Raw genomic sequence first — 24,594 nt, forward strand, 5'->3', positions numbered from 1 at the left:
ACGATCAAAACTCACTTAAGAATTTTGATCGTCCTATTATTATGGTCTAGGAGCTAGTTTTTTCCCAGACACTTTTTCGTATGCTTTATTTTTGCAATAAAAAATCAATAATATTCTGATGAATAATTCCATTCCGACTCATGTCAAATTTATCCATTGAAAGGACATACTTGGGATAATTATCTGCAATGCCATCATATGCAACAAATTCGCGGTCTATTGTTGCTTGACTACCAAGAATATAAGTTACTTGATAATAACGCTTGTCACTGCCCTTTTGTGCAACAAAATCAATTTCTTTCTTATCATTTAAACCAACAGAAACCTTAATTTCACCATAACGACCAGCAATTTCAGTAGCTAGTTCACCAGACAACAGTTGAGAATTTGACCCAGTTAAATAAGTATCGCAATCATAACTAGCACGTAAGGAATTTATCGTCTTCTCCCAAAAAGCTACCTTTTGAATCTCATCAAGAAAAAGATAAGCTTTGCCCTCAATTTGCTCGATTCGTTTTACAAGCTCTTGATTTAGCTTCCTATAATCTACCAACGTTTCATATTGCAAATTTTCAAAATTTATATAAATAAAATTGGCCGCCGATTGTAAAATTAACTTGAACACTTTGTAGAAAATAAAAGTCCATTTGGACCTGTTTGATAGAATGTTAATAACCACAAAAACATCTATGGAGGTCAAAATGGACTCACTACATTTTATCATGGACAAACGCAAAAAAGGAACTCATTTATCGCTCGAAGAATGGGTCATTATTCAAACTCGTTTAAAAGATCATTGCTCTTTACGCTCCATTGCACGAGAAATTGGCCGCTCTCCTAGTACAATTCACTATGAGATTAAGCGAGGAACCGTTAAGCTGTATCACGGCAATATCAAACGTTATAAAGCCCAGCAAGGTCAAAGCGTTTATCAAAACCAGCGTCAGCACTGTGGTCGCAAATCTGACTTTCTCAAAAAGCACAAATTTATTGATTACGTTCAACGGCACTTCTTTGAAGATGACTGGTCACTTGATGTCTGCAGTAATCGCTGCACTGCTGTGGGTGAATTTGCAGATCTATCTCAGCTGGAAGATATTTCCAAAACCTTGGTTTATTATGCTCATCCATATACTTCTTGTGATAAAGGAACTGTAGAGAGACATAATGGGCTTATTCGCAGATTCATTCCTAAAGGCGACTATATCCATAACTATTCTCTCCAACAAATCATTAACATTGAAACTTGGTGTAATTCCTTGCCAAGAAAGATATTGGCTTATCATACACCAGATGAAATCTTTGAAAGAGAACTGGATCAAATCTATCAAACAGCTTAACCAAAAGTGTTCAATTTATTATTGCAATTTGCGATTTACTTATTGACTTTAAATGCAAAGGTTACTAAAATTATAAAAAAATAAGAAAGAGATGAAACATTATGAAGTGCAAAAAAATCTTAGGTTTAGCTATTGTAGCAACATTAGGACTAGAACTACTAGCTACAGCTTCTGAAACTACTTTAGCAGATACTACATCAATTAATAGTCAACAATTCTCTGGTATTCAATATAATGTGATGACAGCAGTATCCTCCGTGCTTCCTACAGATCCTATTGTAGGTGCCCCAGGTTCACCCCAAACCAGTTTGACCATTTCTATTCACCGGGATACATTAGTAATGGTTCTCCTTCTCACCATTTTCATCACTCTAAAAGAAAGCCAAGAAAGGGGCATAGACATTAAAAATGCCATCAAAAATGAAGATAATATTTAATCTACAATTAATATTAAATATTATCTTTTTTATTTATCTAATATTAGGAAAATCCTATACTACAATTAATTACATTATATTTACTATTGCTCTATTAATTTTAATTGCTTCGCTATTTAATCCTAAAATAAAAATAGTCAAATTAAGTTATAATTTCTTAGAAATTGCTACCTTGCCTTTTATTTTTAGATACTTAGCAATTAAGTTTATTCAATATTTGGGTTCGCTAAATATAATTTCATTGTCTTTAATAGGCTGCCTTAGTTGTCTTGTTAGCTTCTTTATCAATTTTCCTTTGGCAATGCTAAATTACAAAAAGATTGATAATTGGTTCTTAAGATTAATTTCTGTTCAGGCTTTAATGATTAGTTATGAACTACTAGCTTTCCCATTAGTAGGAAACAACATAATTGATGCTTTATTGAGTTATAGGATAGTAGATATAATTTCATTCTTTATTTTAGCCATTTTGATATTAAAAGAATGGAAAATAAATTTCAAGTGGAATTTGACTATAGCTCATATGAATATAGCTCAAGCGTTGCTTGTACTACTTTTACTTATCTTTTCAATTTGGCTCATAGGCTTTAATCAGTTTGGCAACATGGGATCGACCTTAAGTGAGGCTTTTTTTAATTGGAAAGATATTATTCAAACTAGTTTAAATATTAATACTACTACAGTTTTAAAAGCAATTACTCCCAGCTTCATGGAAGAAATAGAGCGTTTTTTCAATATCTCAATACTGCTCTTGGCTACTTACAAGATGAAGTATAAAAGATGGATAGCAACGTTAGGCAGTGCATTTATTTTTAGTGTCGGACATTGGCCTAATTTATTAAATCACATATCTCTTAATGATTTGAGCACGCAAATAATCACCACTTTTAGTATGGGCTGTCTATTCGCTGTTATTTATTTATGTACTGGTAAATTATGGCTAATAATTGCAATTCACTTTTTAAATGACCTCATTGGTTTTTCCATTACTAATACTTCTGCTTACTCATTAAGAATGGGTATACTATCTAACTATTGTAACGGTATGCTTACAAATATACTGATTTTTGTTTTACCACTCCTAGCAAGTATTTTACTTCTTTCATTTAAGGAAACCAGGCAATTGATTAATAATAATATACAAAAAGCAATTGATTAAGCTAATACTTTCATTCCCCAGGAAATATTACCGCCCTACTTCCAAACAATAGGATTTTTCATGACAATTAGGGCAACGCAGTCTTCTCATCTTTGGCGTATGTGCCGCAAACATGAACGTTCTAAACGATGGAACAAAAGTATGACCACAATGCGGACAGACATACGCTACCGCCTTGTAATAGCTTTGACTTAGCTTAAATGCACCAAATACAACAACGAGTAACATTATTCCAGCTGAAGCAATTACACCAATATCATTTCCCCGCTTGCCAAAATAGAAAGCTAAAATAATTCCTATAATCTCAATTGCATCTAACAATAAACCATAAGCCAGCATTCTTTTTCTGAGCTTCTTTAAAATAGTCTCATTAGTCATCATCTTCGTAAGGTCAGTTAATTCTAAATTACTTTGTTTGGTTAGTATTTTTTGCAAATCATGAAGTTGCTTTTGTTGCACCTGAAACTTTTCTATTTCTTCATTATTACTCTGCAATTGCGCATTCACCAATAAAGCCAACGATTCTTGCGCATGGTCAGCCTGCAATAATGTTTTTATCTTAGCTAGAGAAAAGCCTAATTCTTTTAGATAAATAATTACCTGTAATTGCTGCACTTGATTCTCGTTATAAAAGCGATAACCATTTTCCGCCTTAATTGGTTTAAGTAATCCTTTTTGATCATAAAAACGTAATGTGCGCGTACTTACTTGCAACTTTTTAGCAACTTCACCGATTCCATTTTTTTCTGACATTACTTTTCACCTACTTTCTAATTTAAATATACGGGTTTACGCAAGGTAAAGGTCAAGATTTTTGATAAATAAAACGGATTCAGCACAAAATTCGAATAAATTTGTTAATTTTTTATTGAAATAATTAACTATTTAGCTATAATTTTAAGTGAATGTTCATATTATACGAGTTCTGGAGGACTAAATGAATTCTATCAGCAAGTTTTTTCATCTAAAAGAGAACAATACCTCTTTTAAAACAGAATTATTGGCTGGTCTCACTACTTTTGTAAGTATGTCATACATTCTGTTCGTTAACCCCAACGTCTTAGGTGCCAGCGGTATGGATAAAGGTGCTCTATTCACCGTTACTGCATTGTCGGCTGCCTTCACCTGTATCGTGATGGGGCTTATCGCTAACTACCCAATTGCTTCCGCACCAACTTTGGGCTTAAACGCCTTCTTTACCTACACTGTTTGTCTTGGTATGAAGGTTAAGTGGCAAACTGCTTTAGCAGCTGTTTTCGTTGCATCAATTCTATTCATTTTGTTAACTGTCTTTAAGGTACGTGAAATGATCATTGATGCCATCCCTGCCGATATTAAATATGCTATTTCCGCAGGTATCGGCTTATTCATCGCCTTTATCGGTTTGCAAGGTGGTAAGTTGATTCAAAATAGTGATTCTACCTTAGTTACTATTGGTAGTCTCAACAACCCTACTGTTTGGATCACTATCTTTGGCTTAATCATTACTATTTTCTTAATGATTGCCAGAGTTCCAGGTGCCATCTTCATCGGAATGATCGCCGCTGCTGTTTTTGGCATAGTGATTGGTCAAATTCCCATGCCTAAAGGCGTTATCTCTTCAGTTCCAAGCATTGCTCCAACTTTTGGACAAGCAGTATTCCATATTGGCGATATTAATACCGTTCAAATGTGGATCGTTGTCTTTACATTCTTGCTAGTTACTTTCTTCGATACTACTGGAACTTTAATTGGTTTGGTTCAACAAGCAGGTCTGATGAAGGACAACAAGATGCCACGTGCTGGTGAAGCTCTAGCAGCTGATTCCAGTGGTATGTTGGTCGGTTCTGTTCTTGGTACCTCACCTGTCGGTGCCTTTGTTGAATCAAGTGCCGGGATCGCTGTTGGTGGGCGTACCGGTTTAACCGCCGTCTGGGTAGGAATTTTCTTCCTGATCTCCACTATCTTCAGTCCCATCTTGAGCGTCTTTACTACCCAAGTTACCGCTCCAGCCCTAATCATTGTTGGGGTATTGATGGCTGAAAACTTAGCCCATGTTCACTGGACTGATCTTGAAATTGCTATTCCTTGTTTCCTCATTGCATTGGGGATGCCCCTTACTTATTCAATTTCAGATGGCCTTGGCTGGGGTTTGATTGTCTACCCTGTATCAATGATCGCAGCCAAGCGTTTAAAGGAAATAACGCCAATGATGTGGATCTTGTTCATTGTCTTTGTCGTTTACTTCGTTGTTTTAAATGTAAAATAATTCTATCTTATAAACCCTATCTTACTTTTACATTAATAGATACCCCCCATCTAACCAAGTAGCATAGTCTACTTGGTTTTTTCATTATGATGAAAATAGTGATTACTAAAAAAAGGACCGGCATTAATCAATCCTTCTTTAGATTAAATTGTGTTCCTTGCAATAAGTATAAATGCCATCCTCTTGCACACTGCCGCAAATATCATCAGCGATTTTCTTCACATTGTCCGTAGCGTTACCCATCGCAATGCCGCAGCCAACCGTTTTTAGCATTTCAATATCATTACCGCCATCACCAAAGGCGATTGCCTTGCTAGCAGGAATTTGGTAATAATCTAGCATTCTTTTAATCGCTACACCTTTACTGCCACTTGCTGGAATAATATCTACCGCCCTGTCCCACCAAGCAGTAATCTTAGCGTCATCAACATTTTGCATAAGTGCATCATAATCGCTCTTACGACAGCTGACCATCATTTGATAAACAGTTTGCTTCTCCACGATCTGATCAAAGTCTTCAGCAATAGCTGGAATGGTACCACCAAAAGCAAAGTATTCCTTTAGGTCTTCATCCATTCCATTAGCAGCTATCCGATCTTTGGTGGCAACAGCTACTGGCCGATTAATTTTCTTAGCATTTTTAACAACTAATTCCATATCCTGCTTTTTTAATGGGGTGTTCAAAATCGTTTCTTTTTCATTGAAACAATATGAGCCGTTGAAAGTTATCAATGCATCAAATTTTACATCTAACTTGGATATTTGCTTGGGTGAGCGACCAGATGAAATACAAATCATTGTGCCATTCTCTTTCAGTCTCTTTAGCGTTTCGATAATTTTAGAAGAAATTGGCTTACCTTTTTCAACTAAAGTTCCATCTACATCAAAAAAAGCTATTTTTATTTTATTCATCAGTTTTTCCTCTTATATAACTTTCTACCTACAACTATTATAATTCAGTTTCACATTTCCTAGGAAATGTATCTCTTTTACCTTCACCTCATTGCGTTAAAAATCAAACTCTGCTAGAATACGACTAAAGTTATATCTATATATCGTCGAAATAAGGTCGACAGTTTCTACCCTGAACCAGAAATTCAGGACTATAGGTAATTGAGGTCATAAATTTGTAAGGCAGCTTTTACCATACTATAGTTGTGGTAGGAGTTGTCTTTTTGTTTTCTCAAAACATTATTTCTACATGAGGAGGAAAAAAGAGTTTGTTGAATAAAGTCTTTCATTTACAGGATGCTCATACCACTGTGAAGCGCGAGTTAATCGCTGCATTAACCACGTTTGTCAGTCTCTCCTACATCCTATTTGTTAACCCGAATATTTTAAACGCAGCTGGCATCCCTAAAGGTGCTGCCTTTACCGTAACTGCTCTAGCTACGGCAATTGGTTGTTTCTTGATGGGATTCATCGCTAACTATCCCATTGCCCTAGCACCAACCTTAGGTAGTGGTGCCTTTTTCGCTTATAACGTATGTGTCGGAATGCATATTTCTTGGGAAACCGCTCTGGCTGCAGTATTAGTTGCTTCTATTTTATTCATCTTAATTACTGTATTTAAGCTACGTGAATTAGTAGTCAACGCGATTCCTCAAGACATGAAATATGCAATTTCTGCCGGAATTGGTTTGTTCATTGCGTTTATCGGGTTAAAAAATGGGCAATTGATCGTCAACAGTGATTCAACCTTAGTTACCTTAGGTAAATTCAGCAATCCTGCAGTTTGGATTACTTTGTTTGGCTTAATTTTAACTGTTGTTTTAATGGCGATGAATGTCCCTGGCTCTATCTTTATTGGGATGATCGTTACTGCTATCTTTGGTATGCTGATTGGACAAATTCCATTGCCTCATGGCATCATTTCTGGTGCGCCAAGTATTGCACCAACTTTTGGCCAAGCTGTTTTCCACATTAAAGACATCAACACTGCTCAACTTTGGATGGTTGTTTTAACCTTCCTCTTGGTTACTTTCTTCGATACTGCTGGTACTTTAATCGGAATGACAGAACAAGCCGGCATGGTTGATAAAGATGGTAAAATTCCGCGGATTGGTCGTGCCTTTTTGGCCGATTCTACCGCGATGGTTGAAGGTGCAGTCTTTGGTACTGCTCCACTCGGTACTTCTGTTGAGTCAAGTGCTGGGATTGCCATGGGCGGTCGGACTGGTTTAACTGCAATTTTTGTGGGGATTTTCTTCATTATCAGTATGATTTTCAGTCCACTTTTGCAAGTTATCCCAACTACCGTTACTGCTCCTACTTTGATTATTGTTGGTGTTTTGATGGCCAGCAACTTGAAGAAAATCGATTGGGAGAAGTTTGAAATTGCTTTTCCAGCCTTTCTTACTGTAGTAGGAATGCCATTGACTTACTCAATTTCAGACGGCTTAGCATTAGGCTTGATCGCTTACCCAATTACGATGATTGCTTCTAAGCGCTACAAAGAAGTAACGCCAATGATGTACATCTTATTTGTGGTATTTGTTATATTCTTCTTGGTAACGAATTTATAAAGAATAAAATGTCGGCTAACATTTATTGCTTAGCCGACATTTTTCGTTATCATGACCATATCAAGTTTCACATGAAACGATATTATTGGAGTGAGTAAAATGAACTTAAACAAGAAAGCACTTTGGATTATCGGCACCCTACTTACCTCTGCTGTTGCAGGAAGTTTCTTTTATTTGAATATTCACAATAATTCTGCAACTACTTTTGCAGTAATTCTAGCTGGGATAGCTCTATATTTTCTTTTTGAAACTGGCCAGCTTTATCAAAAGATCTGGATTAAAGTTTTAGTATATCTAATTGATGCCATCTGGATCATGATTATATTGCTAACAATTAGTCTGTTAATTCACTAAATTCGATAATTTTTTACATAAAATAATTCAAGTTGACAAAAAGCAAACACCATTTGACAAGATTCTGCTAATATTTGCTCGACATTTTTAGCGAAAAAAGCCAATATTAAGTTATGAATTTTCAAATGAGGAGTAAAAATGAATGATAGATATTCAAGCAATTGGTCAACGCATCAAAAACTATCGCGAAAATGCTAAATTAACTCAAGATAATCTTGCACAAAAGTTAAATGTTTCTCGCCAATCAGTTTCTAAATGGGAAAAAGGCGGTTCTTTACCAGATATTGATCGTTTAGTAACCATGAGTGAATTATTTGATATCTCTCTAGATAATTTGATCTTAGGTAAAGATAAAAATGTTCAAAAAGTCGTTCTAGAAAAATCGCCCTCTACCCATCTTAATTTTTGGGATTTTTTAGCAAAATATTGGTGGATTATCCTTATTCTTTTACCATTAATCGGTGATGCTATTTCTGAAATTATTGAAGCTTTTTCATAGGAGTAAAAAAATGAAAAGACAAATCTTTTTAATTACCTTATTATTCACAATATTAGTTAGTTTATCTGGCTGTCAATTTATCCCACACCATTACACTAATATTGGACCTACAATCAAGAAAAACATGACTCAACAAAACTTCGATGAAATTGATGCCGATGTAAGTTTATTAAATTTCAATTTACAGGCAAGCAATCATCCTAAAGTCATTTATCATGGTGGTACAAAAATAAAGCCCCTAGTTAAAGTTAAAAATGGCAAATTAATTATTCGTGATCATCATCATGTTTTAATTAATATTAACAACAACGAAAATAACTATTTGACTATCTATCTACCTAAAAAGCAATTGACTAAAATCAAAATCAACACTGATGATGGTGATATTAGTTGTTATGGTCAAGTAAAGGCCAAAAATTTGATCCTTAATAGTGATGATGGTGATATCAATGCTGATTCCTTTAATGTAACAAACGGCTCAATCGATTCTGACGATGGAGATATTCAAATCCAGAAATTGCATTCAATTTCTGGATTCAAAGCCATATCTGATGATGGCGATATTTCAATCAAAAATTGTAATGCTCCAGGCGTAAATTTGAGCTCCGGCGATGGGGATGTTACCTATCGTCATCACAATTATAACGATGATGATGGTGGCTCTTACCAACAAAATTTACATAGTAAGAATGTCTTAATTGCAAATAGCGATGATGGCGACATTAAAGTAAATAATTAAATCTTAAAATTGAGAAACATGCGCAAAAGCATGCTTTTTTATCGCATCAAAGTTTACAAATGTAGATTTTAAGTGTATAGTTACATTTGTAAACAAAAGGAGGAAAAGATGGTTACTCTTCAAGAAAAAGAAAGTACAATTTCCGATAGTGAGTGGGAAGTTATGCGGATTATTTGGACCCTTGAACCTGTTAGTTCAACTAAAATAATTCAAGAACTGCAAGCTAAAAAAGAATGGTCAGGATCTACCATTAAGACGCTGTTACGCCGCTTAGTTAACAAAAATTTACTTGCTACTTCTAAAGAGGGTCGACGTTTTATTTATTCTGCTAAAATCAATCAGACTCAAGTAATGACAGAGGCAGCACAAGAATTATTGAATCGCATGTGCGATATGCATAAAGGTGAAGTTTTACTACAATTGCTTGCTAACTCGCCTATTTCCAAAAGTGATTTAGCTAAAATAAAACAAAAAATTAACGAGAAAGAAAAAAGTGCTCCTGAACATGTTCCTTGCAATTGTCTGTCAGGGAAAAAGCACTTTTGCTAGGAGAATTAAAAATGAGTATTTCAAAAATTATCATTCTTATTGTTGCCATTGCCTTAATCGGCTTCATTCTTTGGTGGTTTTTCGGCAAACACGAAGAAGCCGTTGGTACTGCCAATGTTGATCAAGGCGTTCAAGAGGTAAATATTGTGGTTAACGGAGGCTATTCCCCAGCTACGGTTGTCCTTAAGCAAGGTGTTCCTGCTAAAGTCAACTTTGACATGCAAGATTCAACTGCCTGTTTATCACACGTTGTCTTTGAACAACTTGGCGTAAATAAAGATTTAACTAAACAAAAAATTACTACAATTGAAATTCCAACTGACAAAAAAGGCACTTATAACTTCGCTTGCGGGATGGATATGTTTCATGGGAAGATTGAGGTCAAATAATGAGTATTTTTTCAAAAAATCAAACTAAAAAAGTTGTCGTTAACGCAGAAAATCATGGTTACAAGCCAGAAGTAGTTACCTTCAAGCAAGGTAAGCCGGCTCAACTTAAATTTATTCCATCAGATAATATGGGCTGTATGAATGAAGTTGTTTCTAAAGATTTAGATTTTGACCAAAAACTTGATGGTCAAAAAGAAGTAACGATTAATATTCCAACTGATAGGCCTGGTACTTACAATTATGCCTGCGGGATGGATATGTTTCATGGAAAGATCGTGGTTAAATGATGAAACTTTCTAATATTCAACGCTTCTGGATTTCCTTTATACTCTCAATCCCAATGCTCATTCAGATGATTGCCATGCCATTTCACTGGATGATGCCTGGATATAATTGGATTGCTTTTGTTACAACAACAATTATCATGGCGATCTCAGCTGCACCATACTGGAAGAGTGCCTGGGGAGCCTTTAAGCATCATAACGCCAACATGAACACTCTAGTTGCAGTTGGTACGTCTGTGGCCTACTTCTACAGCATTTATGCCATGTTCACCAGCCGCGAAGTTTACTTTGAAAGTGCCGCTTATGTAACGATCTTCGTTTTACTTGGCGACGCAATGGAAGAAAAAATGCATAATAACGCTTCTAACGCCTTAGCTAAGCTAGTTGACTTACAAGCCAAAGCCGCCGAAGTATTGCGTAACGGTGAATTCGTTAAGGTTCCCCTTGACCAAGTTAAACCTGGTGATACGATTCGCGTAAAACCTGGTGAAAAGATTCCAGTTGATGGCGTTATTCTCGACGGTTCAACCACCATTGATGAATCAATGGTTACTGGTGAAAGTATGCCAGTCACTAAGAAAAAAGGCGATAATGTAGTTGGCTCAACTATTAATACTAATGGTACTTTTACTTTTAAGGCTACCAAGGTTGGTAGTGATACAATGCTCGCCCAAATTGTTGATTTGGTTAAAAAAGCACAGACTAGTCACGCTCCAATTCAAAATTTAACTGATAAGATCTCTAATATCTTTGTCCCAGCTGTTTTAATCATTGCGATTATTACTTTCATTGTTTGGTATGTCTTCTTAGGAGCCAGCCTAGTTAGTGCAATCCTGTTTGCAGTATCTGTCGTTGTAATTGCTTGTCCATGTGCATTAGGTCTAGCTACCCCTACTGCATTAATGGTTGGTACAGCACGTAGTGCCAAGATGGGTGTTTTGATTAAAAATGGTGAAGTACTTCAAGAAGTCAGTGACATTAATACCGTTGTTTTCGACAAAACTGGTACGATTACTGTTGGTAAACCGCAAGTTACTAATGTTGTAGGTGATAAAAACAAAGTTTTAGCTATTGCAGCTAGCTTAGAAGAAAACTCTGAACACCCCTTAGCAACTGCTGTAGTTAAAGCAGCAAAAGAAGCCAATATTACAATTGAACCGATTAAAAATTTTGCGGCTATTGAGGGCCGCGGTGTTAAGGCTAACTATAATGATCAAGAAGCTTTTGTTGGTAGTGATAAGTTGCTTACTGATATAAATATTTCCCAGGAAATGAAGAGTCAGGCAGTTCAACTACAAAAAGAAGCTAAAACTGTAGTTTATGTTGGCCTAGGTAGTGACATCATTGGATTGATTGCAATTCAAGATGTACCTAAAGCAAGTTCTAAGCAAGCAATTGCAGAACTGAAAGAGCATGGCTTAAAGACCGTCATGCTTACAGGTGATAACCAAAATGTTGCCGAAGCAATTGGGCGCGAAGTTGGTATTGATCAAGTTATAGCAGGCGTTTTGCCAACCGAAAAAGCTGCTGAGATTAAGAAATTGCAGGATGAAGGCAATAAAGTAGCATTTGTTGGTGACGGGATTAATGACGCACCTGCATTGTCTACAGCTGATGTCGGAATCGCTATGGGATCAGGTACTGATATTGCAATTGAATCTGGCGGTATCGTCCTTGTTCAAAACGACTTAATGGGTGTTGTCAGAGCACTAGAAATATCTAAGAAGACGTTCAATCGAATCAAATTAAACCTCTTCTGGGCTTTGATTTACAACACGGTTGGCATTCCAATTGCTGCGGGTTTATTCATGGCTTTTGGCGTGCAGCTTAGTCCTGAACTTGCAGGCTTAGCTATGGCGTTTTCTTCTGTTTCAGTTGTCACTAGTTCACTTTTGTTAAACAAAACAAAAATAGCTGGTACAGCAGCTTAAGCTTTAAAGTAAGATAATTCTTCGACCGGATATTTTGATCCGGTTTTCTTTTTGCAATTTTTTTAATTTTCGGCTTAATGTTTCAGGAGTAATCCCTAAATACGAAGCCAAGTCTTTCTTTTTTAACTTTAATTCAATTACATTGCTTCCTTGTTTCTTAGATAAGTCTTTCAAATAAGCCACTATTCGCTCTTGTGCATTCATTGAATTACGTCGAATAGAATTAGTCTCAATTATGACCAACTGCTCACCAAAGCTGTTAAGCAAATTTAAGGCCAAATCTGGTGTTCTTTTTAATAATTTTTGAAAATCCTGTCGCTCAATGGAACATACATAGGTATCTTGCAATGCTTCAATAAAATTTTCTTGGATATTATCTCGAAATAGATTCTGTTGGCCGTCAGCATCTCCTTTGTTTAAAATACCCAATACAGTCTCCTTGCCATCTTCATTGATGCTATAAATCTTAGCACTGCCTTGATCTAAGAAAATCATCCCATCCTTGCCATCGCCTGGTTGGCGAATAATACTGCCTTTAGGGAAATATTCTTGATGCGTTGAAATTGGCACCAATTTTTCAATCATTTTTACTGGAAGATTATTAAAAATTGTTGCCTTACTAATACATGCTACTGGTGAATGTGTCATTAAAAAGTCTCCCATTTCTTGACTTAAATCAAGTAATTTTTCTAACATCCTACTATAATGAAGATGACAATACAAGTAGAGTAGAAAGGAAGGTTTTATTTATGACTAAGTATATTGCACATATTACACCTTTAAATGCTGACAAGATCGGTACCAAAGCTCACGGTACCGCTACTTTTGAAGAAAATGGTGACAACTTACATATTCACGTTGAGATGTTTGACACTCCAGCCAATATTGAACACTGGGAACATTTTCATGGCTTCGCTGACGGTAAAAAAGCTCATGTACCAACTTCAGCTCAAGACGTTAACCATGATGGTTTCATCGACCTACCAGAAACCGAACCAGTCTCCGGCACAACAATGGTGCCGTTAGACGACGCACCACAAGATATGAACATTCCACACGACGGCTATCCTGTTGCAGATGCTAATGGCCATTATGAATACGATATCGATGTCCCACTTGACAAACTTCAAACTAAGTTTGCAGATGCCTTTGGTAGCCGTGATTTACGATTAGACAAGCGCGTAGTTTACGTTCACGGTGTGCCTGCAAGTCTTGAATTGCCTGCAAGTGTTGCTGGTGATGTAATGAGTTACGATGCTCATACAACTCTACCAATTGCTGCTGGTGAGATTGAAAAAGCCTAAAATAAGCAATTGTACGAAAAGAGGGTCTGTAATTACGGACTCTTTTTTGCATATTTGCTTATTTTTTGATAGCATGGGTATGGATTATGTAAAGTATTTATCAAAGGAGATGTATTTTAAGCAAGCTTTGATCTTGCTCTTATGGAAAATAACCAGCAAACTATTCAAGAAGAAAAACGTAAAAGATTTATTAAAACTAAAAAGAATTATAAGCGTGCACCACTGATGTCCGTTCACTTAAGAGTGATGGTAGCCGTTGTCTTAGGCCAAATCGCCTGCGGTTACTCTTTAGGAATTAGTGGTACCGCCCTTTCTAACGCAGCTAAATATATTCAAATTAGCGATCTTTGGACTGGATTAATCGGAGCTGGTGCCCTCATTGGCCTAGCTGGCAGTCTCTTGATCGGCCGCCTCTCTGATAAAATCGGCCGCCGCAAGTTACTAATGTGGAATATGTATATTTTAGCTGCTTTTTCATTACTTCACTTAGTGACAGCTAGCCTTGTTTTAACCTTCCTGATCCGCATCGGGATTGGACTAATGATCGCTGTTGACTACACCGTCGGAAACGCCCTATTAACTGAATGGCTGCCTAAGGGTGAAGACAGCAAGCGCCAGAGTCATTTATTGATCTATTGGACAATCGGATTTATTCTATCCTACTTGACTGGTAGTTTTATTACTAGCTTTGGTAATTATACTTGGCAAATAATCTTGGCAACTGGCGCAATTCCTGCATTAATTGCGGCTATTTTTAGAAGCCTTTTCCCACTACCTGCTTCACCAAGCTGGCTAGCAAGCAAAGGAAAAGTTAAGAGTGCCAATAAGATTATTCGCAAGCATATGGGACACAAATGGTGCTTACCAGCACATTTCATGAAGCGCGATAAAAAGAAAACGCCTAAAAATATTTCCTGGGCAATATTATTTTCCAAACAATATTTGCGGCATACCTTAGTCGGTGGGATTTTCTATGCTTGCCAAGCTTTCTCATTCTTTGGCATCAGTATTTTCTTGCCACTCTTGCTGCAAAGCATGAATATCATCAGTGGAAATGTCTCTGGAATTATCTATAACGGCGGAATGTTTATCGGTGTATTAATTGGGACCTGGATTTTTAATAAAGTTAGCCGTCGCTTTTACCTGATCAGCAACTTCTTAGTTTCTGGCGTATTAATCGGGATTTTGGCAATTGTACCTAATTTGAATTCCATGCTTAAGTTGGGAATCTTTACTTTATTTGCCATCATTTTATCCGCCGGTTTAATTTTAGATTATCCTTACCCAACTGAATTGTTTGATCTCAAGGTGCGAGCAACCGGCGTAGGTACTTGTATCACAATTAGCCGGATTGGGGCTGCAGCAGGGACCTTCTTATTGCCGGTTTTAACAAATGTTGGTGGTGCTAGCTTGGCAATGCTAGTCTGTGCCATTGTCTTGCTCTTTGCCTTTGTGGTCTGCCTCATCTGGGCACCTGAGACCTCACCCCAATTTATAAAAAATAAAGAAAATAACTAAATTATCATATTAAAAAGACAGATTGCGCATGCAACCTGTCTTTTTTACTTATCTTTTTTCTTTTTATCTTTAGAATCCTTGTTCAACAATTCTTCTGGATCCTTATGCTTAGGTGTCTTCTTTGGATCTGGTACAGTCGCAAAGCGATCAAGCATCTTCTGTAAGTTATTAGGGTTGTCAAAAGTTAATCCCATAAAACATCTTCCTTTCGTTTCTTTAATTATATTAGAAATTTCTGGTTACTGACAATAAATTTACTCTTCATTATCAAAAAATTGTTGCATCTTTCTCATTTCTGAACCAGCTAAATCAACGCTAATTAAATCATTATACTCATGATCACTAACGTCACCTAGACCATATTCAGTTAAAATTTTTAATTGAAAACCGTCTTCTGAACGATCTTCAATTAAGCCTAAACGATCGGGATAATGATAAATTGCATCACTGATTTTTATAACGCGATTTTCTGGCCAATTCTCGATTATTTCTGCTGGTGATTTAATCTCATCTCGCAATTTAACTGAACGTTCTAGCTTGTCTGGATCAAAAATACCATTGTGCTTTTGCCATTGAACCAAAAAATTAAAGAAGGCCAAACGTTCTGAATCTTCAGTAATATGCGTTATATGACTCCTAGCAATCACTGCAATTGATTCAACCTGCCCTAACTCATTGATGCTCTCCAATACCAGATTATCATCGTCATACTTGAGTACTTTACCAATAGCAAAACTACCATATTGATCATCAAAGGTATAATCAAAATAAATTTCAACCAGATCCAAGTCGTTAGTGAATTCTTGCTTCTGTGATTGCCGCAGATACTGAGTAAACAAGCGATTATCAATGGCATTTGTATCAACACAAACAATATCATCGAGTGGTATAACGGTAGCGTAATGTTCAAGCGTTAATTCATTGCGTTCCAAAATACGTACTTCATGTTGATCAAGTTGAGTAATTAAGCCAGTGTAAGTAGCACCTGTATTCACCTCAAAAGTTGTAAAGGGTTGCGCGTCAGCTACGTTAATCAGTAAATCATGCAGATTAGTAAAATCCCAGGCTAACACTGTCTTATTTAATTGCTCTAAGTTAAATGAATCCTTAACTTGGGTAATCATATAATAGCGTAGATTAGGCGTATCGTCTTCAATCTTAGCTACTTGATCTTCTTTAATAAAGACTATTCCACCTAAATTACCGCCTTGATCGACTGATTCAAAGGTAATCCAGCCATGATGTTGCGTGATAATGCGGCCAATATAGTAAGAATTTGCATCAACTACCGTAATACTTGCATCCCCATCTAAGTTATATTTTTCTTGATCAGCCTTAAGCGTGATTTGTACAAGTTTATTCAATTTTTCGCCCCCTCTTTTTTCTTCCGTGAATTTAATTGTCGCCTAATCATTATTTTTCTGCAAGAAAAAAGAAGATGGTTTAGCCATCTTCTAATATTGAGTTAATTCTGTAGAATTTTGGAGCTAACGAATATTACTTCTTTTTTGCAGCTGCCTCAGCTTCTGCTGCTGTGTTTGAAGGGGTTAATGTCAAACCTATATTAACAAATTTAACATCACTAGCTTTAACATAGGCATCATTACCGACTTCAATTTGATCAACGTTACCTGTAGCATAGAACTTAGTACCAACTAAATGGTAGAATAATTCTGCCTTGTTTTCACTTGGTACCCAAATGTATATGAGTTTATCTACTTTCAGATTTCCACCTTGTTTTACAATTTTTGCGCCATTGTGGTTTTGCATAGTACCGTCAGCATTATACACATCAGTATCCTTGACAAATTTGATATAGCCATAATGTTCGTGATCATAATCATGCTTTACTAATTTTTTATCGGCAGTTACATCAATAGCTAAAAGCCAATTGTCTGTACCTTTTATTCTATACATTCCAGCTTGTGCTGCAGTTGATGGAAAATGATCAGCAAACGGAGTAACTTCTAGTTTATCTACAATAAACTTCGTACCAGCTTTGAGATTCTTTTTGATTGCTTTACCTTGATTATCATAAATATTTACACCGTAAGCATTTTTTACGGTAACAGTTGCTTCCTCGGCATTAGTATTAGTAGCGTTGTTTGATTCATTGCTGGTTAAATTTGATGCAGTATTAGTACTAATAACTGGGCCTAAATTATATGATCTAATATATTGCTTACGTGGCCCACCTACTCTAAAGTAACGTTTACCGTTTTTAAATTTATATGATCCACCATATGTAGTTACGGTTTCACCTTTATAAAATTTCCATTTCTTACTGTTGGCAGTCATACCATAAGGTGTCCTTTGAGTAGAAGTCCGGTATATATAAGCATTATGAGTAATCTTTCGGGTTACACCATCAATATTAGTTACTTTGATATATTCATCTTTATCTGTAACTTTGTAATATTGATCTCCATTTATAGTTACTGGTTTTGGATCTACATGAACACTACCATAAACGTAATATTTATGACCGGTACTATTTCCATCTTTATCATAAGCTAATGCGTTGTGCATAATAGTCTTGGTTATTGAAGAATCTGCTTGTACTGTATGAGCGCTAGTTGTAGTACTCAGGATAGGTGCCGTTCCCATTAAAGCTACTACAGAAATTAACATGATTTTATTTTTTCTCATTATTAACCACCCTTTGAAAATCTCTATACTTCAATTATCTTACTTTGTATAAACTTAGACAACAAAAATAGCATCAAATCATATTGATTTGATGCTATTAAGGCTAAAATTTACAAATTTAGTCCCAAGCTAATTCATAAACCTTATTTGAAACAGTTTTATTTTTACCGTTAACATTAGCATGGTATGCAACAGTTAAGTAACCGTGATTTTCATCAATAATTTGGATACTTTCAACTTCACTATGTTCACCTGAAATATCTAATCCACCAAATGCACTTAAGTTTACATTTTCCCATTGAGATTGATCATTACGTGCATAAAACGGAATTTTTACAATTTCCTTGTGATAGTATGACCATGAACCATTACTTAAACTTGGTGATTTTTGACTAGTAATATAAATATTACCAGAATTATCAAGATCATAACCTTGTACAGAGTTTAAAACAGATCCATACAAACCATATACTGTAAAACTAGTTTCACATTGATAATTTCCCATATTTACGAAACCATTATTTCCAGCCTCATCTAATGCATTATTAATGACATTTAGGTCATAAATTGAAAAGTGGCCTGTTCCATTATTCTCAATAGTAGCAATTAAAAGCATACTATAATCTGGTGAAACTGCTACTTCAGCGCGTTCCATTTCATCACCAGAGCATTGATCTTCAGGATTACCTGCGCGGTTCAAGTATGCTAAACGTGGGAATTCAGTATTTGATGAAGCATATGATTTGTATCTAATATCTGCTCGAGCAATTTGAGAAGCCCATTTATTCTTGTTTTTAGTACCAACGAACCATTTACCAGATCTACCTGAATATTCCCAAGTTTGGGTGTGTCCAGCTGCTGCACCTACTAAAGTAAGCACAGGGGTTGTCACGTTGCCACGGAAGCCACGCAATACATGTGTTTCTGTCTGGTTATTTCTTAACTGTAAACCATAAACATACTTTGATCCTACATTACCTTTTTGAACTACAGCTCTGTAACCTGTATTCATATCGAATCTATCTAAAATTCTAATATTTGTTGCATCTAACATAATAAAACCTCCGAAAAATTAAAAAACTACTACTTATCCTGAGTTTGCTCATTCATCTGTTTAGCCACTTCCGCAAAGATGTCCTGCACTTCTTGCCTGTTCAGCTTGAAGCCTTTTGCTTCAAGGCTGTTCACTACTGCGTTGCCAACACGGTTAATCTTCTGTTCGTCAGAAAGATTTTCTTTGTCGTATAAGCGTACATAGCTTTTCATTAAGCTATCTGCAGTATTGCGGAATTGCTCTAAGCGTTTATTCTTGAAATGAACTCTGCTCAAGATGCCAATACCTACTACGCTAATTACCCATAACGCCAGAGTAATCAGCTCAACGTAATCATGAATATCCATAATTGAATGAATCACCTCTCTTTTGATCAAACGATCCAAGGGGGCTAACGAATGTCCATTGGACTTCACCTCTGTTTGATAATGTTCAACAAGACACTAATACACTTGATTTATATTAGTTTTTAGACTAATATAAATGTATAAGAAATAACCGAAAGCTGGTAAATGTTCCGCCAAGAATTTTATTAACTTAGGTTGTTTTCTTTTTCATATCTCGTTGACAATATTTACTATAAGTTAATTAACTAATTATGTCAATAAAAAAAGCTAAAAAACTATTATTTTTCGAACAAGTATTCCTGAAAGGCTTGGTATGATTGAGTTAGAGCGCACAAAAGAATTAGCAAAAAAATACAAAATGAATCTCCGTGAAGTAAATGACAAGGCAGGTTTAGGTAGAAATTCCATCTATAATTGGAAGAATCAAAGACCAGGAATTGATGCACTTAATGCAGTCGCAGATGTACTACATACGTCAGCCGATTATTTAAGTGGTAAGACAAACAATCCTAGCCCGTCACCTAAAGGTGATGAAACTGGTGGTATTTCTATTGATGGTGAAGTACCATATTTCTATCATGGCTACACTATTCCAGAAGACTACCTGAACATAGTTCGTCAACTTATGGAACGTGATATCAAAAAAGGACTTATTAAACGACATGACAACAGCAGATCAGAATAAACAAGAACTCATAGACTGGTTATTAGCCTATGCTAAAAAACGTGATATTATGGTTGAATTAGTTGAAGTAAATCCAACTTACCCATCCATTTCTTTAAAGAACTATAGATTCGCTGTCATTAATACTAATTGGCATCATCAAGAAGAAGTACCATTTTCAATAGGTCATGAGATTGGTCACATTATGCTGACTAATGGTGAAGTAGATTCTCGTCAATATATCACTTTTACAGAACAGAATTCCGAAGAAAGTCCAGCAGACATCTTTTCAATAAAGCTAATCTATAATTACTCCTGCAAAATGGGTGATTGCTTCGAAGATCCAGGTTTATTTATGCAAGCATACGGGATACCAAATCGAGTAGCTGATGCAACTAAAGAGATATTTAAGCGAGCAGCTTAACCATCAACTTCTATATTGATTTGATTACTAAAAGTTTTAGCATTAGTTTTTACACTACTTAAAATCCAATTAAACAAAAAATCGCTACTCAATTGAGTAACGATTTTTTCTATCCATCCAGTTCAACGCCTTGCAAGTCCTTCATCTTGCTATAAACCGCGCCACGTTGACTTGAATCAAACTCCAGAATAAGCATATCTCCGCCGCGAATTACCGTTTGACCATTTGGTATGATCTCATCCCCATCACGGTGAATTGTTCTTACCCTAGTATCAACTGGCCATTGAACCTCAGAAATGGTTTTATCAACCAGTCTACTGCTCTCATAGACCGGCAGAGCCATTGTATCAGCCTGACCAGTATAGTTAGCCTTGTGGTCACTACTCTTGTCCATAGCGGCTGCGAGCAAGCCATAAATTGGTTTCCCGCCAAGCAGTTCATCAACTAACAAAGCAATAAAAGCAACTACAGCTAGCGGCATTAAGTGAAGTAAGGATCCGACCATTTCGGTAATCAAGATAATTGCCGTAAACGGGGCCCGAATAATTGCCGCAAAATAACCAGCCATTGAGAAAATAACCAAGTTAACCACCAAGCGTTGCGGCATTAATCCCAGTTGCACCATTAACAAGCCATAAGTAGCACCAATTAAGGCACCCATCGTTAAAATTGGCAAAAAGATCCCACTAGGCAGACCAGAGTCATAGGCTACAATTGAAAAGACAATTCTCATCACATAATAGAAAGCAAGTAACCCAACAATGCCCCAGCCTGTTTTAGTAATCATCTTTGGCAAAGACAGGATCAAGCGATTACCTGGACCAGTAATTAAAGGCCAGAAATAAGCAATTGGAATTAAGATTGCCAGAGGAATAAGTCCATACAACCATCGAGGCAAAAAGGTGATTTTAGCATAGACCTTCTTTAAACTGAATAAACCAACTTTATATAAATGACCTAATAAGCCTAATAGAATTCCCAAGACAAGCAAATGCCAGTATAACGGGAGTGGAAATGAATAGTTATATTGAATTGCTAAGGCGTGATGAATACCAAATAAGTTTGAAACGACAAAGTTTGAGGCGATTGCGCCAGCTAAGGCATTCATCCAAACTAATGGTGAAAAGTTATGAAATACTTCTTCAAGAACAAATAAAGCACCACTTAAAGGAGCGCCAAAAGCGGCAGACAAACCGCTGGAAGCACCAGTAGCCAGAAGTACTCTAGTCTTCAATTTGTTTTGCTTGCAGCCTTGGGCTACACCTTGCCCAATTGTTGAGCCTAATTGCAATGATGGTCCTTCTGGTCCTAAAAAAAGTCCGGTACCAATTACCAAAATACCACCGATTAATTTCCGCCACAGAATCGGAAACCATTGCAAAGATAATTTCCCCTGCAATTGCAGTTTTACTTCTGGAATACCAGAACCACCCACATGTGGGTATTGCTTAACAAAGTATCCAGCAATTACTGCTACTGCAATAAAGCCAATGATAATTGCAATAAACCATAATGGATTTTGATGCGCTAATTGAAATAAATACAGCCAAAATCCTGATGTCTTCTCAATTCCAAATCTGAATATGCCAACTACCACTCCGGTACAGATACCTACTAGTAAAGCTTGTAACAAGAGTTTAATGTTGGTTTTATTTGCCTCGTCTTTCATTTTTTCTCCCTTACAAAAAAACGTGTCAAAGACCATTTTACACTAAAAAAGCCAGCTAGATTGTTCTAACTGACTTTTTTTTCGTTTCACATGAAACTATTTATTTTTCTTCATACCATTCAGTGTGGAAGACGCCTTCACGATCATTTCTCAAGTAAGTATGAGCACCGAAGTAGTCACGTTGACCTTGAATCATGTTAGCTGGCAAGTTTGGATTAAAAATTGATTCCAACCAGTTAAGAGCTGCACTCAAAGTTGGGGTTGGAACACCGCACTTAGTAGCAAATTCAACTGACTTGCGTAATGCTGGCAAGTTTTCTTCCATCAACTTACGGAAGTAATCATCTTGGAACAAGTTCATGAGCTTATCGTTCTTGTCGTAGGCATTTTCAATATCCTTTAACATTGCGGAACGAATGATACAACCTGCTTCCCAATCTTGAGCGATTGACTTGTATCTAAGGTCCCAATCATAAGCTTCTGCAGCCATAGTTAATTGTTGGAAACCTTGAGCATATGCGACAGCTTGGGCTAATTGCAATGATTTTTCAAACACGTCAACCATATCATCAGGAATTTCACCCTTGTATTCAAACTTGGTTGGCTTAATGCCTTTTTCGATAGCAAGATGCGCTTGCTTACTCATGAAACGAGCCATAACTGCTTCAGCGATTACCGTTACAGGTGCACCAAGGGCAACACCATCTTCAAGCATCCAGTTACCAGTACCCTTGTAAGAAGCAACATTCAAAATGTGGTCAATCACGTGATCTGGAGTTAAATCATCTTTTTGAGCCAAAACCTTTGAAGTAATTTCACTAAGATATGCTTCTACCTTGCCATGGTTCCACTTATCAAAGATTTCTGACATTTCGTCATCGCTCTTGTGGGCAACATCACGGAGCAAGTTGTAAACTTCTGAGAATTCTTGCATAATTCCGTATTCGATACCGTTATGTACCATCTTGACATAGTGACCAGCACCTTCAGGCCCCATGTAGTAGACACATGGCTTGCCTTCAGTATTCTTAGCGGCGATTGCTTCAAGAATTGGAGCAACTTCCTTATAAGCTGGTTCATCACCACCGGGCATCAAAGCAGGACCATTCAAGGCACCCTCTTCACCACCGGAAACACCCATTCCGATGAAGTGAATGCCATGCTTTTCCATTTCGTGGAAACGGCGGTTAGTGTCGTGGTAATTTGAATTACCACCATCAATTAAAATATCGCCTTTATCCAAAAGTGGCAGCAATTTTTGTAAAGTTTGATCCACTGGATCGCCCGCCATAATTTGAATCAAAATCTTGCGTGGCTTTTCAAGTGAATTTACAAATTCTTCCCAAGTGTAGCAAGGCTTTAATTTATCATCTTCGTATTTTGCGAAAGCATCAACTTCTGGCTTATCAATTGAGAAACCCGAAACGGAAAAGCCGTGGTTTCTAACATTCAAAGCAAGGTTTTTGCCCATAACAGACAAACCAATAACGCCGAATTGTTGCATGTTTAATAATTCCTCCATTAATCAAAATTCATCAAGTATTATTATACGTTCATGCACGCAAAAAAGCGAAGCCAAAAGGCTCCGCTTTTCAATTTCGCTTAATAATCTTTTTGTTATTGGGTAAAAATGTTTCACACTAGCTTTAGACTTATTTCCTAGGAAATATTGTTTCTATTGATCAATTCCCCAGAGCAAGATATTAAAGGCTAATGGTAATGTTAGCTTGGTAATATACCCTTCCTTTTTGGCTTGCTTTAAAGATGCTAGAACAAATTTACGTTGTTGACTCTTTAGCTTTTCGGCTGCTTTAACAGCTAAATTAAAGTCATGCTTATTTTTTCTAATTCTAGTAGCTCTAGCTTTTTTAGAAATCTTTTGCCATTTATAAATTGGCACCTGAGCAGCAGCTCTCTTGCTTATTCTATTAAGTGGTTTAACAACTCCTTGAAGTGCTTTACTCTTAAAAGCATAATATTGCATACCAGGATTAGTAGTCCAGGTGCTATATTGGTTGTCTTTAGAAGTAATTAAATACATCAACGCACCGTTATGATGTTTAGCATATGCAATTTTTACCACTTTGAATTTAACATTCTTCACCTTTTTAGGACTGATAGTATTTCCACTTCTAAATTCAGAGTCATTTAGCATTTTTTGATAACTATCTTTGCCCACAGAAATAGGTTGGGAATCGGAATTTACAGTGACAATGTAGCCCCACTTACTCAGCTGGGGAGCATTTTTGATTGTTATAGCTTTATCAAACTTAGCTACTGCAGTTAAATTGCTGTTGTCTGCAGCGTTGGCAGTGACAGATGATGCTGAAAATAATGCTGCAAGTGATGCAGTAGCAAGTAAACTAATTAGAACGTTTTTAGATTTCATAATTTAGCCTCTTTTTACACATAGTGCTTATTGGCTAATAAGCATTAATTCATATCCAACACTGTCTATTATAAGCATCTGTATTTTATTTACTAGCTAACAGACTATTCTATATTTAAAAT

Annotated in this window: 28 protein-coding genes and 1 riboswitch; of the genes, 16 read left to right on the plus strand and 12 right to left on the minus strand. The window is 36.4% G+C overall.

Annotated features, from left to right (window positions below; genetic code table 11):
* Positions 1-85: 85 nt before the first annotated feature.
* Positions 86-724: an AAA family ATPase gene (locus Q0Y84_RS05105; RefSeq protein WP_297951460.1), complete on the minus strand. Its 639-nt coding sequence runs from the start codon at positions 722-724 to the stop codon at positions 86-88.
* Between Q0Y84_RS05105 and Q0Y84_RS05110 the strand changes: the two genes are divergently transcribed.
* From Q0Y84_RS05110 to Q0Y84_RS05120, 3 genes are all read left to right on the plus strand, one after another.
* The gene (locus tag Q0Y84_RS05110) at positions 702-1,340 is read left to right on the plus strand and encodes an IS30 family transposase (protein WP_297951461.1); all 639 of its coding nucleotides are present in this window, start codon (positions 702-704) and stop codon (positions 1,338-1,340) included. The two genes, Q0Y84_RS05105 and Q0Y84_RS05110, sit on opposite strands and share 23 nt — an antisense overlap.
* 101 nt (positions 1,341-1,441) lie before the next feature.
* On the plus strand, positions 1,442-1,777 hold the full coding sequence (locus Q0Y84_RS05115) for a hypothetical protein (RefSeq protein WP_297951462.1): 336 nt from the start codon (positions 1,442-1,444) through the stop codon (positions 1,775-1,777).
* Positions 1,749-2,936, plus strand: coding sequence for a CPBP family intramembrane glutamic endopeptidase (locus Q0Y84_RS05120; protein ID WP_297951463.1), 1,188 nt, complete (start codon positions 1,749-1,751; stop codon positions 2,934-2,936). The genes Q0Y84_RS05115 and Q0Y84_RS05120 overlap by 29 nt, the downstream gene beginning before the upstream one ends.
* A 27-nt stretch (positions 2,937-2,963) precedes the next feature.
* Here the strand turns inward: Q0Y84_RS05120 and Q0Y84_RS05125 are convergent, their stop codons facing one another.
* Positions 2,964-3,689 carry a MerR family transcriptional regulator gene (locus Q0Y84_RS05125; RefSeq protein WP_297951464.1) on the minus strand — a complete coding sequence of 242 codons (726 nt, stop codon included), beginning with the start codon at positions 3,687-3,689 and terminating at the stop codon, positions 2,964-2,966.
* A gap of 184 nt (positions 3,690-3,873) precedes the next feature.
* Here Q0Y84_RS05125 and Q0Y84_RS05130 point away from each other — a divergent pair, with 184 nt between their 5' ends.
* Positions 3,874-5,184 carry an NCS2 family permease gene (locus Q0Y84_RS05130; RefSeq protein WP_297951465.1) on the plus strand — a complete coding sequence of 437 codons (1,311 nt, stop codon included), beginning with the start codon at positions 3,874-3,876 and terminating at the stop codon, positions 5,182-5,184.
* Positions 5,185-5,322: 138 nt separating this feature from the next.
* Here the strand turns inward: Q0Y84_RS05130 and Q0Y84_RS05135 are convergent, their stop codons facing one another.
* The gene (locus tag Q0Y84_RS05135) at positions 5,323-6,096 is read right to left on the minus strand and encodes an HAD family hydrolase (RefSeq protein WP_297951466.1); all 774 of its coding nucleotides are present in this window, start codon (positions 6,094-6,096) and stop codon (positions 5,323-5,325) included.
* A 116-nt stretch (positions 6,097-6,212) separates the two neighbouring features.
* Positions 6,213-6,310, plus strand: a riboswitch (purine riboswitch).
* A 94-nt stretch (positions 6,311-6,404) separates the two neighbouring features.
* Here Q0Y84_RS05135 and Q0Y84_RS05140 point away from each other — a divergent pair.
* From Q0Y84_RS05140 to Q0Y84_RS05175, 8 genes are all read left to right on the plus strand, one after another.
* Entirely contained in the window at positions 6,405-7,709 is a 1,305-nt protein-coding gene (locus Q0Y84_RS05140; protein ID WP_297951467.1) for an NCS2 family permease, read from the plus strand.
* A 99-nt stretch (positions 7,710-7,808) separates the two neighbouring features.
* The gene (locus Q0Y84_RS05145; protein ID WP_297951468.1) at positions 7,809-8,063 is read left to right on the plus strand and encodes a hypothetical protein; all 255 of its coding nucleotides are present in this window, start codon (positions 7,809-7,811) and stop codon (positions 8,061-8,063) included.
* Positions 8,064-8,205: 142 nt separating this feature from the next.
* Positions 8,206-8,562 carry a helix-turn-helix transcriptional regulator gene (locus Q0Y84_RS05150; protein WP_297951469.1) on the plus strand — a complete coding sequence of 119 codons (357 nt, stop codon included), beginning with the start codon at positions 8,206-8,208 and terminating at the stop codon, positions 8,560-8,562.
* Positions 8,563-8,572: 10 nt separating this feature from the next.
* Positions 8,573-9,301 carry a DUF4097 family beta strand repeat-containing protein gene (locus Q0Y84_RS05155; RefSeq protein ID WP_297951471.1) on the plus strand — a complete coding sequence of 243 codons (729 nt, stop codon included), beginning with the start codon at positions 8,573-8,575 and terminating at the stop codon, positions 9,299-9,301.
* A 108-nt stretch (positions 9,302-9,409) separates the two neighbouring features.
* On the plus strand, positions 9,410-9,850 hold the full coding sequence (locus Q0Y84_RS05160; protein ID WP_297951472.1) for a CopY/TcrY family copper transport repressor: 441 nt from the start codon (positions 9,410-9,412) through the stop codon (positions 9,848-9,850).
* Between the two features lie 11 nt (positions 9,851-9,861).
* Positions 9,862-10,239: a cupredoxin domain-containing protein gene (locus Q0Y84_RS05165; protein WP_297951473.1), complete on the plus strand. Its 378-nt coding sequence runs from the start codon at positions 9,862-9,864 to the stop codon at positions 10,237-10,239.
* The gene (locus Q0Y84_RS05170) at positions 10,239-10,526 is read left to right on the plus strand and encodes a cupredoxin domain-containing protein (RefSeq protein ID WP_297951474.1); all 288 of its coding nucleotides are present in this window, start codon (positions 10,239-10,241) and stop codon (positions 10,524-10,526) included. Before Q0Y84_RS05165 ends, Q0Y84_RS05170 begins: the two co-directional genes overlap by 1 nt.
* A complete protein-coding gene (locus Q0Y84_RS05175; protein ID WP_297951511.1) occupies positions 10,526-12,454 on the plus strand; it encodes a copper-translocating P-type ATPase in 1,929 nt (642 codons plus the stop codon). The genes Q0Y84_RS05170 and Q0Y84_RS05175 overlap by 1 nt, the downstream gene beginning before the upstream one ends.
* 3 nt (positions 12,455-12,457) lie before the next feature.
* On the opposite strand, the gene Q0Y84_RS05180 is transcribed toward Q0Y84_RS05175, so the two are convergent.
* Positions 12,458-13,102, minus strand: a complete 645-nt coding sequence (locus tag Q0Y84_RS05180) for a Crp/Fnr family transcriptional regulator (RefSeq protein ID WP_297951475.1) — start codon at positions 13,100-13,102, stop codon at positions 12,458-12,460.
* Positions 13,103-13,203: 101 nt separating this feature from the next.
* Here Q0Y84_RS05180 and Q0Y84_RS05185 point away from each other — a divergent pair, with 101 nt between their 5' ends.
* Together Q0Y84_RS05185 and Q0Y84_RS05190 are read left to right on the plus strand one after the other, a co-directional pair.
* On the plus strand, positions 13,204-13,758 hold the full coding sequence (locus tag Q0Y84_RS05185; RefSeq protein ID WP_297951476.1) for a hypothetical protein: 555 nt from the start codon (positions 13,204-13,206) through the stop codon (positions 13,756-13,758).
* Positions 13,759-13,899: 141 nt separating this feature from the next.
* Entirely contained in the window at positions 13,900-15,276 is a 1,377-nt protein-coding gene (locus tag Q0Y84_RS05190; RefSeq protein WP_297951478.1) for an MFS transporter, read from the plus strand.
* Positions 15,277-15,320: 44 nt separating this feature from the next.
* Here Q0Y84_RS05190 and Q0Y84_RS05195 read toward each other — a convergent pair whose 3' ends face one another.
* From Q0Y84_RS05195 to Q0Y84_RS05215, 5 genes are all read right to left on the minus strand, one after another.
* Positions 15,321-15,470, minus strand: a complete 150-nt coding sequence (locus Q0Y84_RS05195; RefSeq protein ID WP_003549428.1) for an SPJ_0845 family protein — start codon at positions 15,468-15,470, stop codon at positions 15,321-15,323.
* 60 nt (positions 15,471-15,530) lie between these two features.
* Positions 15,531-16,640, minus strand: a complete 1,110-nt coding sequence (locus Q0Y84_RS05200) for a hypothetical protein (RefSeq protein ID WP_297951479.1) — start codon at positions 16,638-16,640, stop codon at positions 15,531-15,533.
* A 133-nt stretch (positions 16,641-16,773) separates the two neighbouring features.
* Positions 16,774-17,925 carry an SLAP domain-containing protein gene (locus tag Q0Y84_RS05205; protein WP_297951480.1) on the minus strand — a complete coding sequence of 384 codons (1,152 nt, stop codon included), beginning with the start codon at positions 17,923-17,925 and terminating at the stop codon, positions 16,774-16,776.
* 118 nt (positions 17,926-18,043) lie between these two features.
* Complete coding sequence (locus tag Q0Y84_RS05210) at positions 18,044-18,979, minus strand: helveticin J family class III bacteriocin (protein ID WP_005720754.1); 936 nt, start codon at positions 18,977-18,979, stop codon at positions 18,044-18,046.
* A 29-nt stretch (positions 18,980-19,008) separates the two neighbouring features.
* Positions 19,009-19,326, minus strand: coding sequence for a hypothetical protein (locus Q0Y84_RS05215; RefSeq protein WP_005723626.1), 318 nt, complete (start codon positions 19,324-19,326; stop codon positions 19,009-19,011).
* Between the two features lie 313 nt (positions 19,327-19,639).
* Here Q0Y84_RS05215 and Q0Y84_RS05220 point away from each other — a divergent pair, with 313 nt between their 5' ends.
* Both Q0Y84_RS05220 and Q0Y84_RS05225 read left to right on the plus strand, forming a co-directional pair.
* A complete protein-coding gene (locus Q0Y84_RS05220) occupies positions 19,640-20,011 on the plus strand; it encodes a helix-turn-helix transcriptional regulator (RefSeq protein WP_005721887.1) in 372 nt (123 codons plus the stop codon).
* Positions 19,989-20,414: an ImmA/IrrE family metallo-endopeptidase gene (locus tag Q0Y84_RS05225; RefSeq protein ID WP_005720757.1), complete on the plus strand. Its 426-nt coding sequence runs from the start codon at positions 19,989-19,991 to the stop codon at positions 20,412-20,414. Before Q0Y84_RS05220 ends, Q0Y84_RS05225 begins: the two co-directional genes overlap by 23 nt.
* A 109-nt stretch (positions 20,415-20,523) precedes the next feature.
* Here the strand turns inward: Q0Y84_RS05225 and Q0Y84_RS05230 are convergent, their stop codons facing one another.
* The 3 genes from Q0Y84_RS05230 to Q0Y84_RS05240 all read right to left on the minus strand — a co-directional run bounded on the left by Q0Y84_RS05230 (position 20,524) and on the right by Q0Y84_RS05240 (position 24,472).
* Complete coding sequence (locus Q0Y84_RS05230; protein ID WP_297951484.1) at positions 20,524-22,083, minus strand: ClC family H(+)/Cl(-) exchange transporter; 1,560 nt, start codon at positions 22,081-22,083, stop codon at positions 20,524-20,526.
* Positions 22,084-22,183: 100 nt separating this feature from the next.
* Positions 22,184-23,587 (minus strand): NADP-dependent phosphogluconate dehydrogenase, encoded by a 1,404-nt coding sequence (gndA, locus tag Q0Y84_RS05235; RefSeq protein WP_297951485.1) that lies wholly within the window; start codon positions 23,585-23,587, stop codon positions 22,184-22,186.
* Between the two features lie 171 nt (positions 23,588-23,758).
* Positions 23,759-24,472, minus strand: a complete 714-nt coding sequence (locus Q0Y84_RS05240; protein ID WP_297951486.1) for a hypothetical protein — start codon at positions 24,470-24,472, stop codon at positions 23,759-23,761.
* Between the last annotated feature and the right edge of the window lie 122 nt (positions 24,473-24,594).

Origin of the sequence: uncultured Lactobacillus sp., assembly GCF_947367125.1 — a bacterium.
Taxonomy (GTDB): domain Bacteria; phylum Bacillota; class Bacilli; order Lactobacillales; family Lactobacillaceae; genus Lactobacillus.

Excerpts from the sequence above, each read along its gene's own strand:
- Q0Y84_RS05160 (WP_297951472.1), top strand. The coding sequence starts at position 9,410 with ATGGTTACTCTTCAAGAAAAAGAAAGTACAATTTCCGATAGTGAGTGG.
- Q0Y84_RS05115 (WP_297951462.1), top strand. The coding sequence starts at position 1,442 with ATGAAGTGCAAAAAAATCTTAGGTTTAGCTATTGTAGCAACATTAGGA.
- Q0Y84_RS05225 (WP_005720757.1), top strand. The coding sequence starts at position 19,989 with ATGACAACAGCAGATCAGAATAAACAAGAACTCATAGACTGGTTATTA.
- Q0Y84_RS05180 (WP_297951475.1), bottom strand. The coding sequence starts at position 13,102 with ATGACACATTCACCAGTAGCATGTATTAGTAAGGCAACAATTTTTAAT.
- Q0Y84_RS05145 (WP_297951468.1), top strand. The coding sequence starts at position 7,809 with ATGAACTTAAACAAGAAAGCACTTTGGATTATCGGCACCCTACTTACC.
- Q0Y84_RS05185 (WP_297951476.1), top strand. The coding sequence starts at position 13,204 with ATGACTAAGTATATTGCACATATTACACCTTTAAATGCTGACAAGATC.
- Q0Y84_RS05155 (WP_297951471.1), top strand. The coding sequence starts at position 8,573 with ATGAAAAGACAAATCTTTTTAATTACCTTATTATTCACAATATTAGTT.
- Q0Y84_RS05125 (WP_297951464.1), bottom strand. The coding sequence starts at position 3,689 with ATGTCAGAAAAAAATGGAATCGGTGAAGTTGCTAAAAAGTTGCAAGTA.
- Q0Y84_RS05150 (WP_297951469.1), top strand. The coding sequence starts at position 8,206 with ATGATAGATATTCAAGCAATTGGTCAACGCATCAAAAACTATCGCGAA.
- Q0Y84_RS05210 (WP_005720754.1), bottom strand. The coding sequence starts at position 18,979 with ATGTTAGATGCAACAAATATTAGAATTTTAGATAGATTCGATATGAAT.
- gndA (WP_297951485.1), bottom strand. The coding sequence starts at position 23,587 with ATGCAACAATTCGGCGTTATTGGTTTGTCTGTTATGGGCAAAAACCTT.
- Q0Y84_RS05240 (WP_297951486.1), bottom strand. The coding sequence starts at position 24,472 with ATGAAATCTAAAAACGTTCTAATTAGTTTACTTGCTACTGCATCACTT.
- Q0Y84_RS05205 (WP_297951480.1), bottom strand. The coding sequence starts at position 17,925 with ATGAGAAAAAATAAAATCATGTTAATTTCTGTAGTAGCTTTAATGGGA.
- Q0Y84_RS05165 (WP_297951473.1), top strand. The coding sequence starts at position 9,862 with ATGAGTATTTCAAAAATTATCATTCTTATTGTTGCCATTGCCTTAATC.
- Q0Y84_RS05110 (WP_297951461.1), top strand. The coding sequence starts at position 702 with ATGGACTCACTACATTTTATCATGGACAAACGCAAAAAAGGAACTCAT.
- Q0Y84_RS05195 (WP_003549428.1), bottom strand. The coding sequence starts at position 15,470 with ATGGGATTAACTTTTGACAACCCTAATAACTTACAGAAGATGCTTGAT.
- Q0Y84_RS05170 (WP_297951474.1), top strand. The coding sequence starts at position 10,239 with ATGAGTATTTTTTCAAAAAATCAAACTAAAAAAGTTGTCGTTAACGCA.
- Q0Y84_RS05130 (WP_297951465.1), top strand. The coding sequence starts at position 3,874 with ATGAATTCTATCAGCAAGTTTTTTCATCTAAAAGAGAACAATACCTCT.
- Q0Y84_RS05175 (WP_297951511.1), top strand. The coding sequence starts at position 10,526 with ATGAAACTTTCTAATATTCAACGCTTCTGGATTTCCTTTATACTCTCA.
- Q0Y84_RS05135 (WP_297951466.1), bottom strand. The coding sequence starts at position 6,096 with ATGAATAAAATAAAAATAGCTTTTTTTGATGTAGATGGAACTTTAGTT.
- Q0Y84_RS05220 (WP_005721887.1), top strand. The coding sequence starts at position 19,640 with ATGATTGAGTTAGAGCGCACAAAAGAATTAGCAAAAAAATACAAAATG.
- Q0Y84_RS05215 (WP_005723626.1), bottom strand. The coding sequence starts at position 19,326 with ATGGATATTCATGATTACGTTGAGCTGATTACTCTGGCGTTATGGGTA.
- Q0Y84_RS05190 (WP_297951478.1), top strand. The coding sequence starts at position 13,900 with ATGGAAAATAACCAGCAAACTATTCAAGAAGAAAAACGTAAAAGATTT.
- Q0Y84_RS05105 (WP_297951460.1), bottom strand. The coding sequence starts at position 724 with ATGATAAAATGTAGTGAGTCCATTTTGACCTCCATAGATGTTTTTGTG.
- Q0Y84_RS05120 (WP_297951463.1), top strand. The coding sequence starts at position 1,749 with ATGCCATCAAAAATGAAGATAATATTTAATCTACAATTAATATTAAAT.
- Q0Y84_RS05230 (WP_297951484.1), bottom strand. The coding sequence starts at position 22,083 with ATGAAAGACGAGGCAAATAAAACCAACATTAAACTCTTGTTACAAGCT.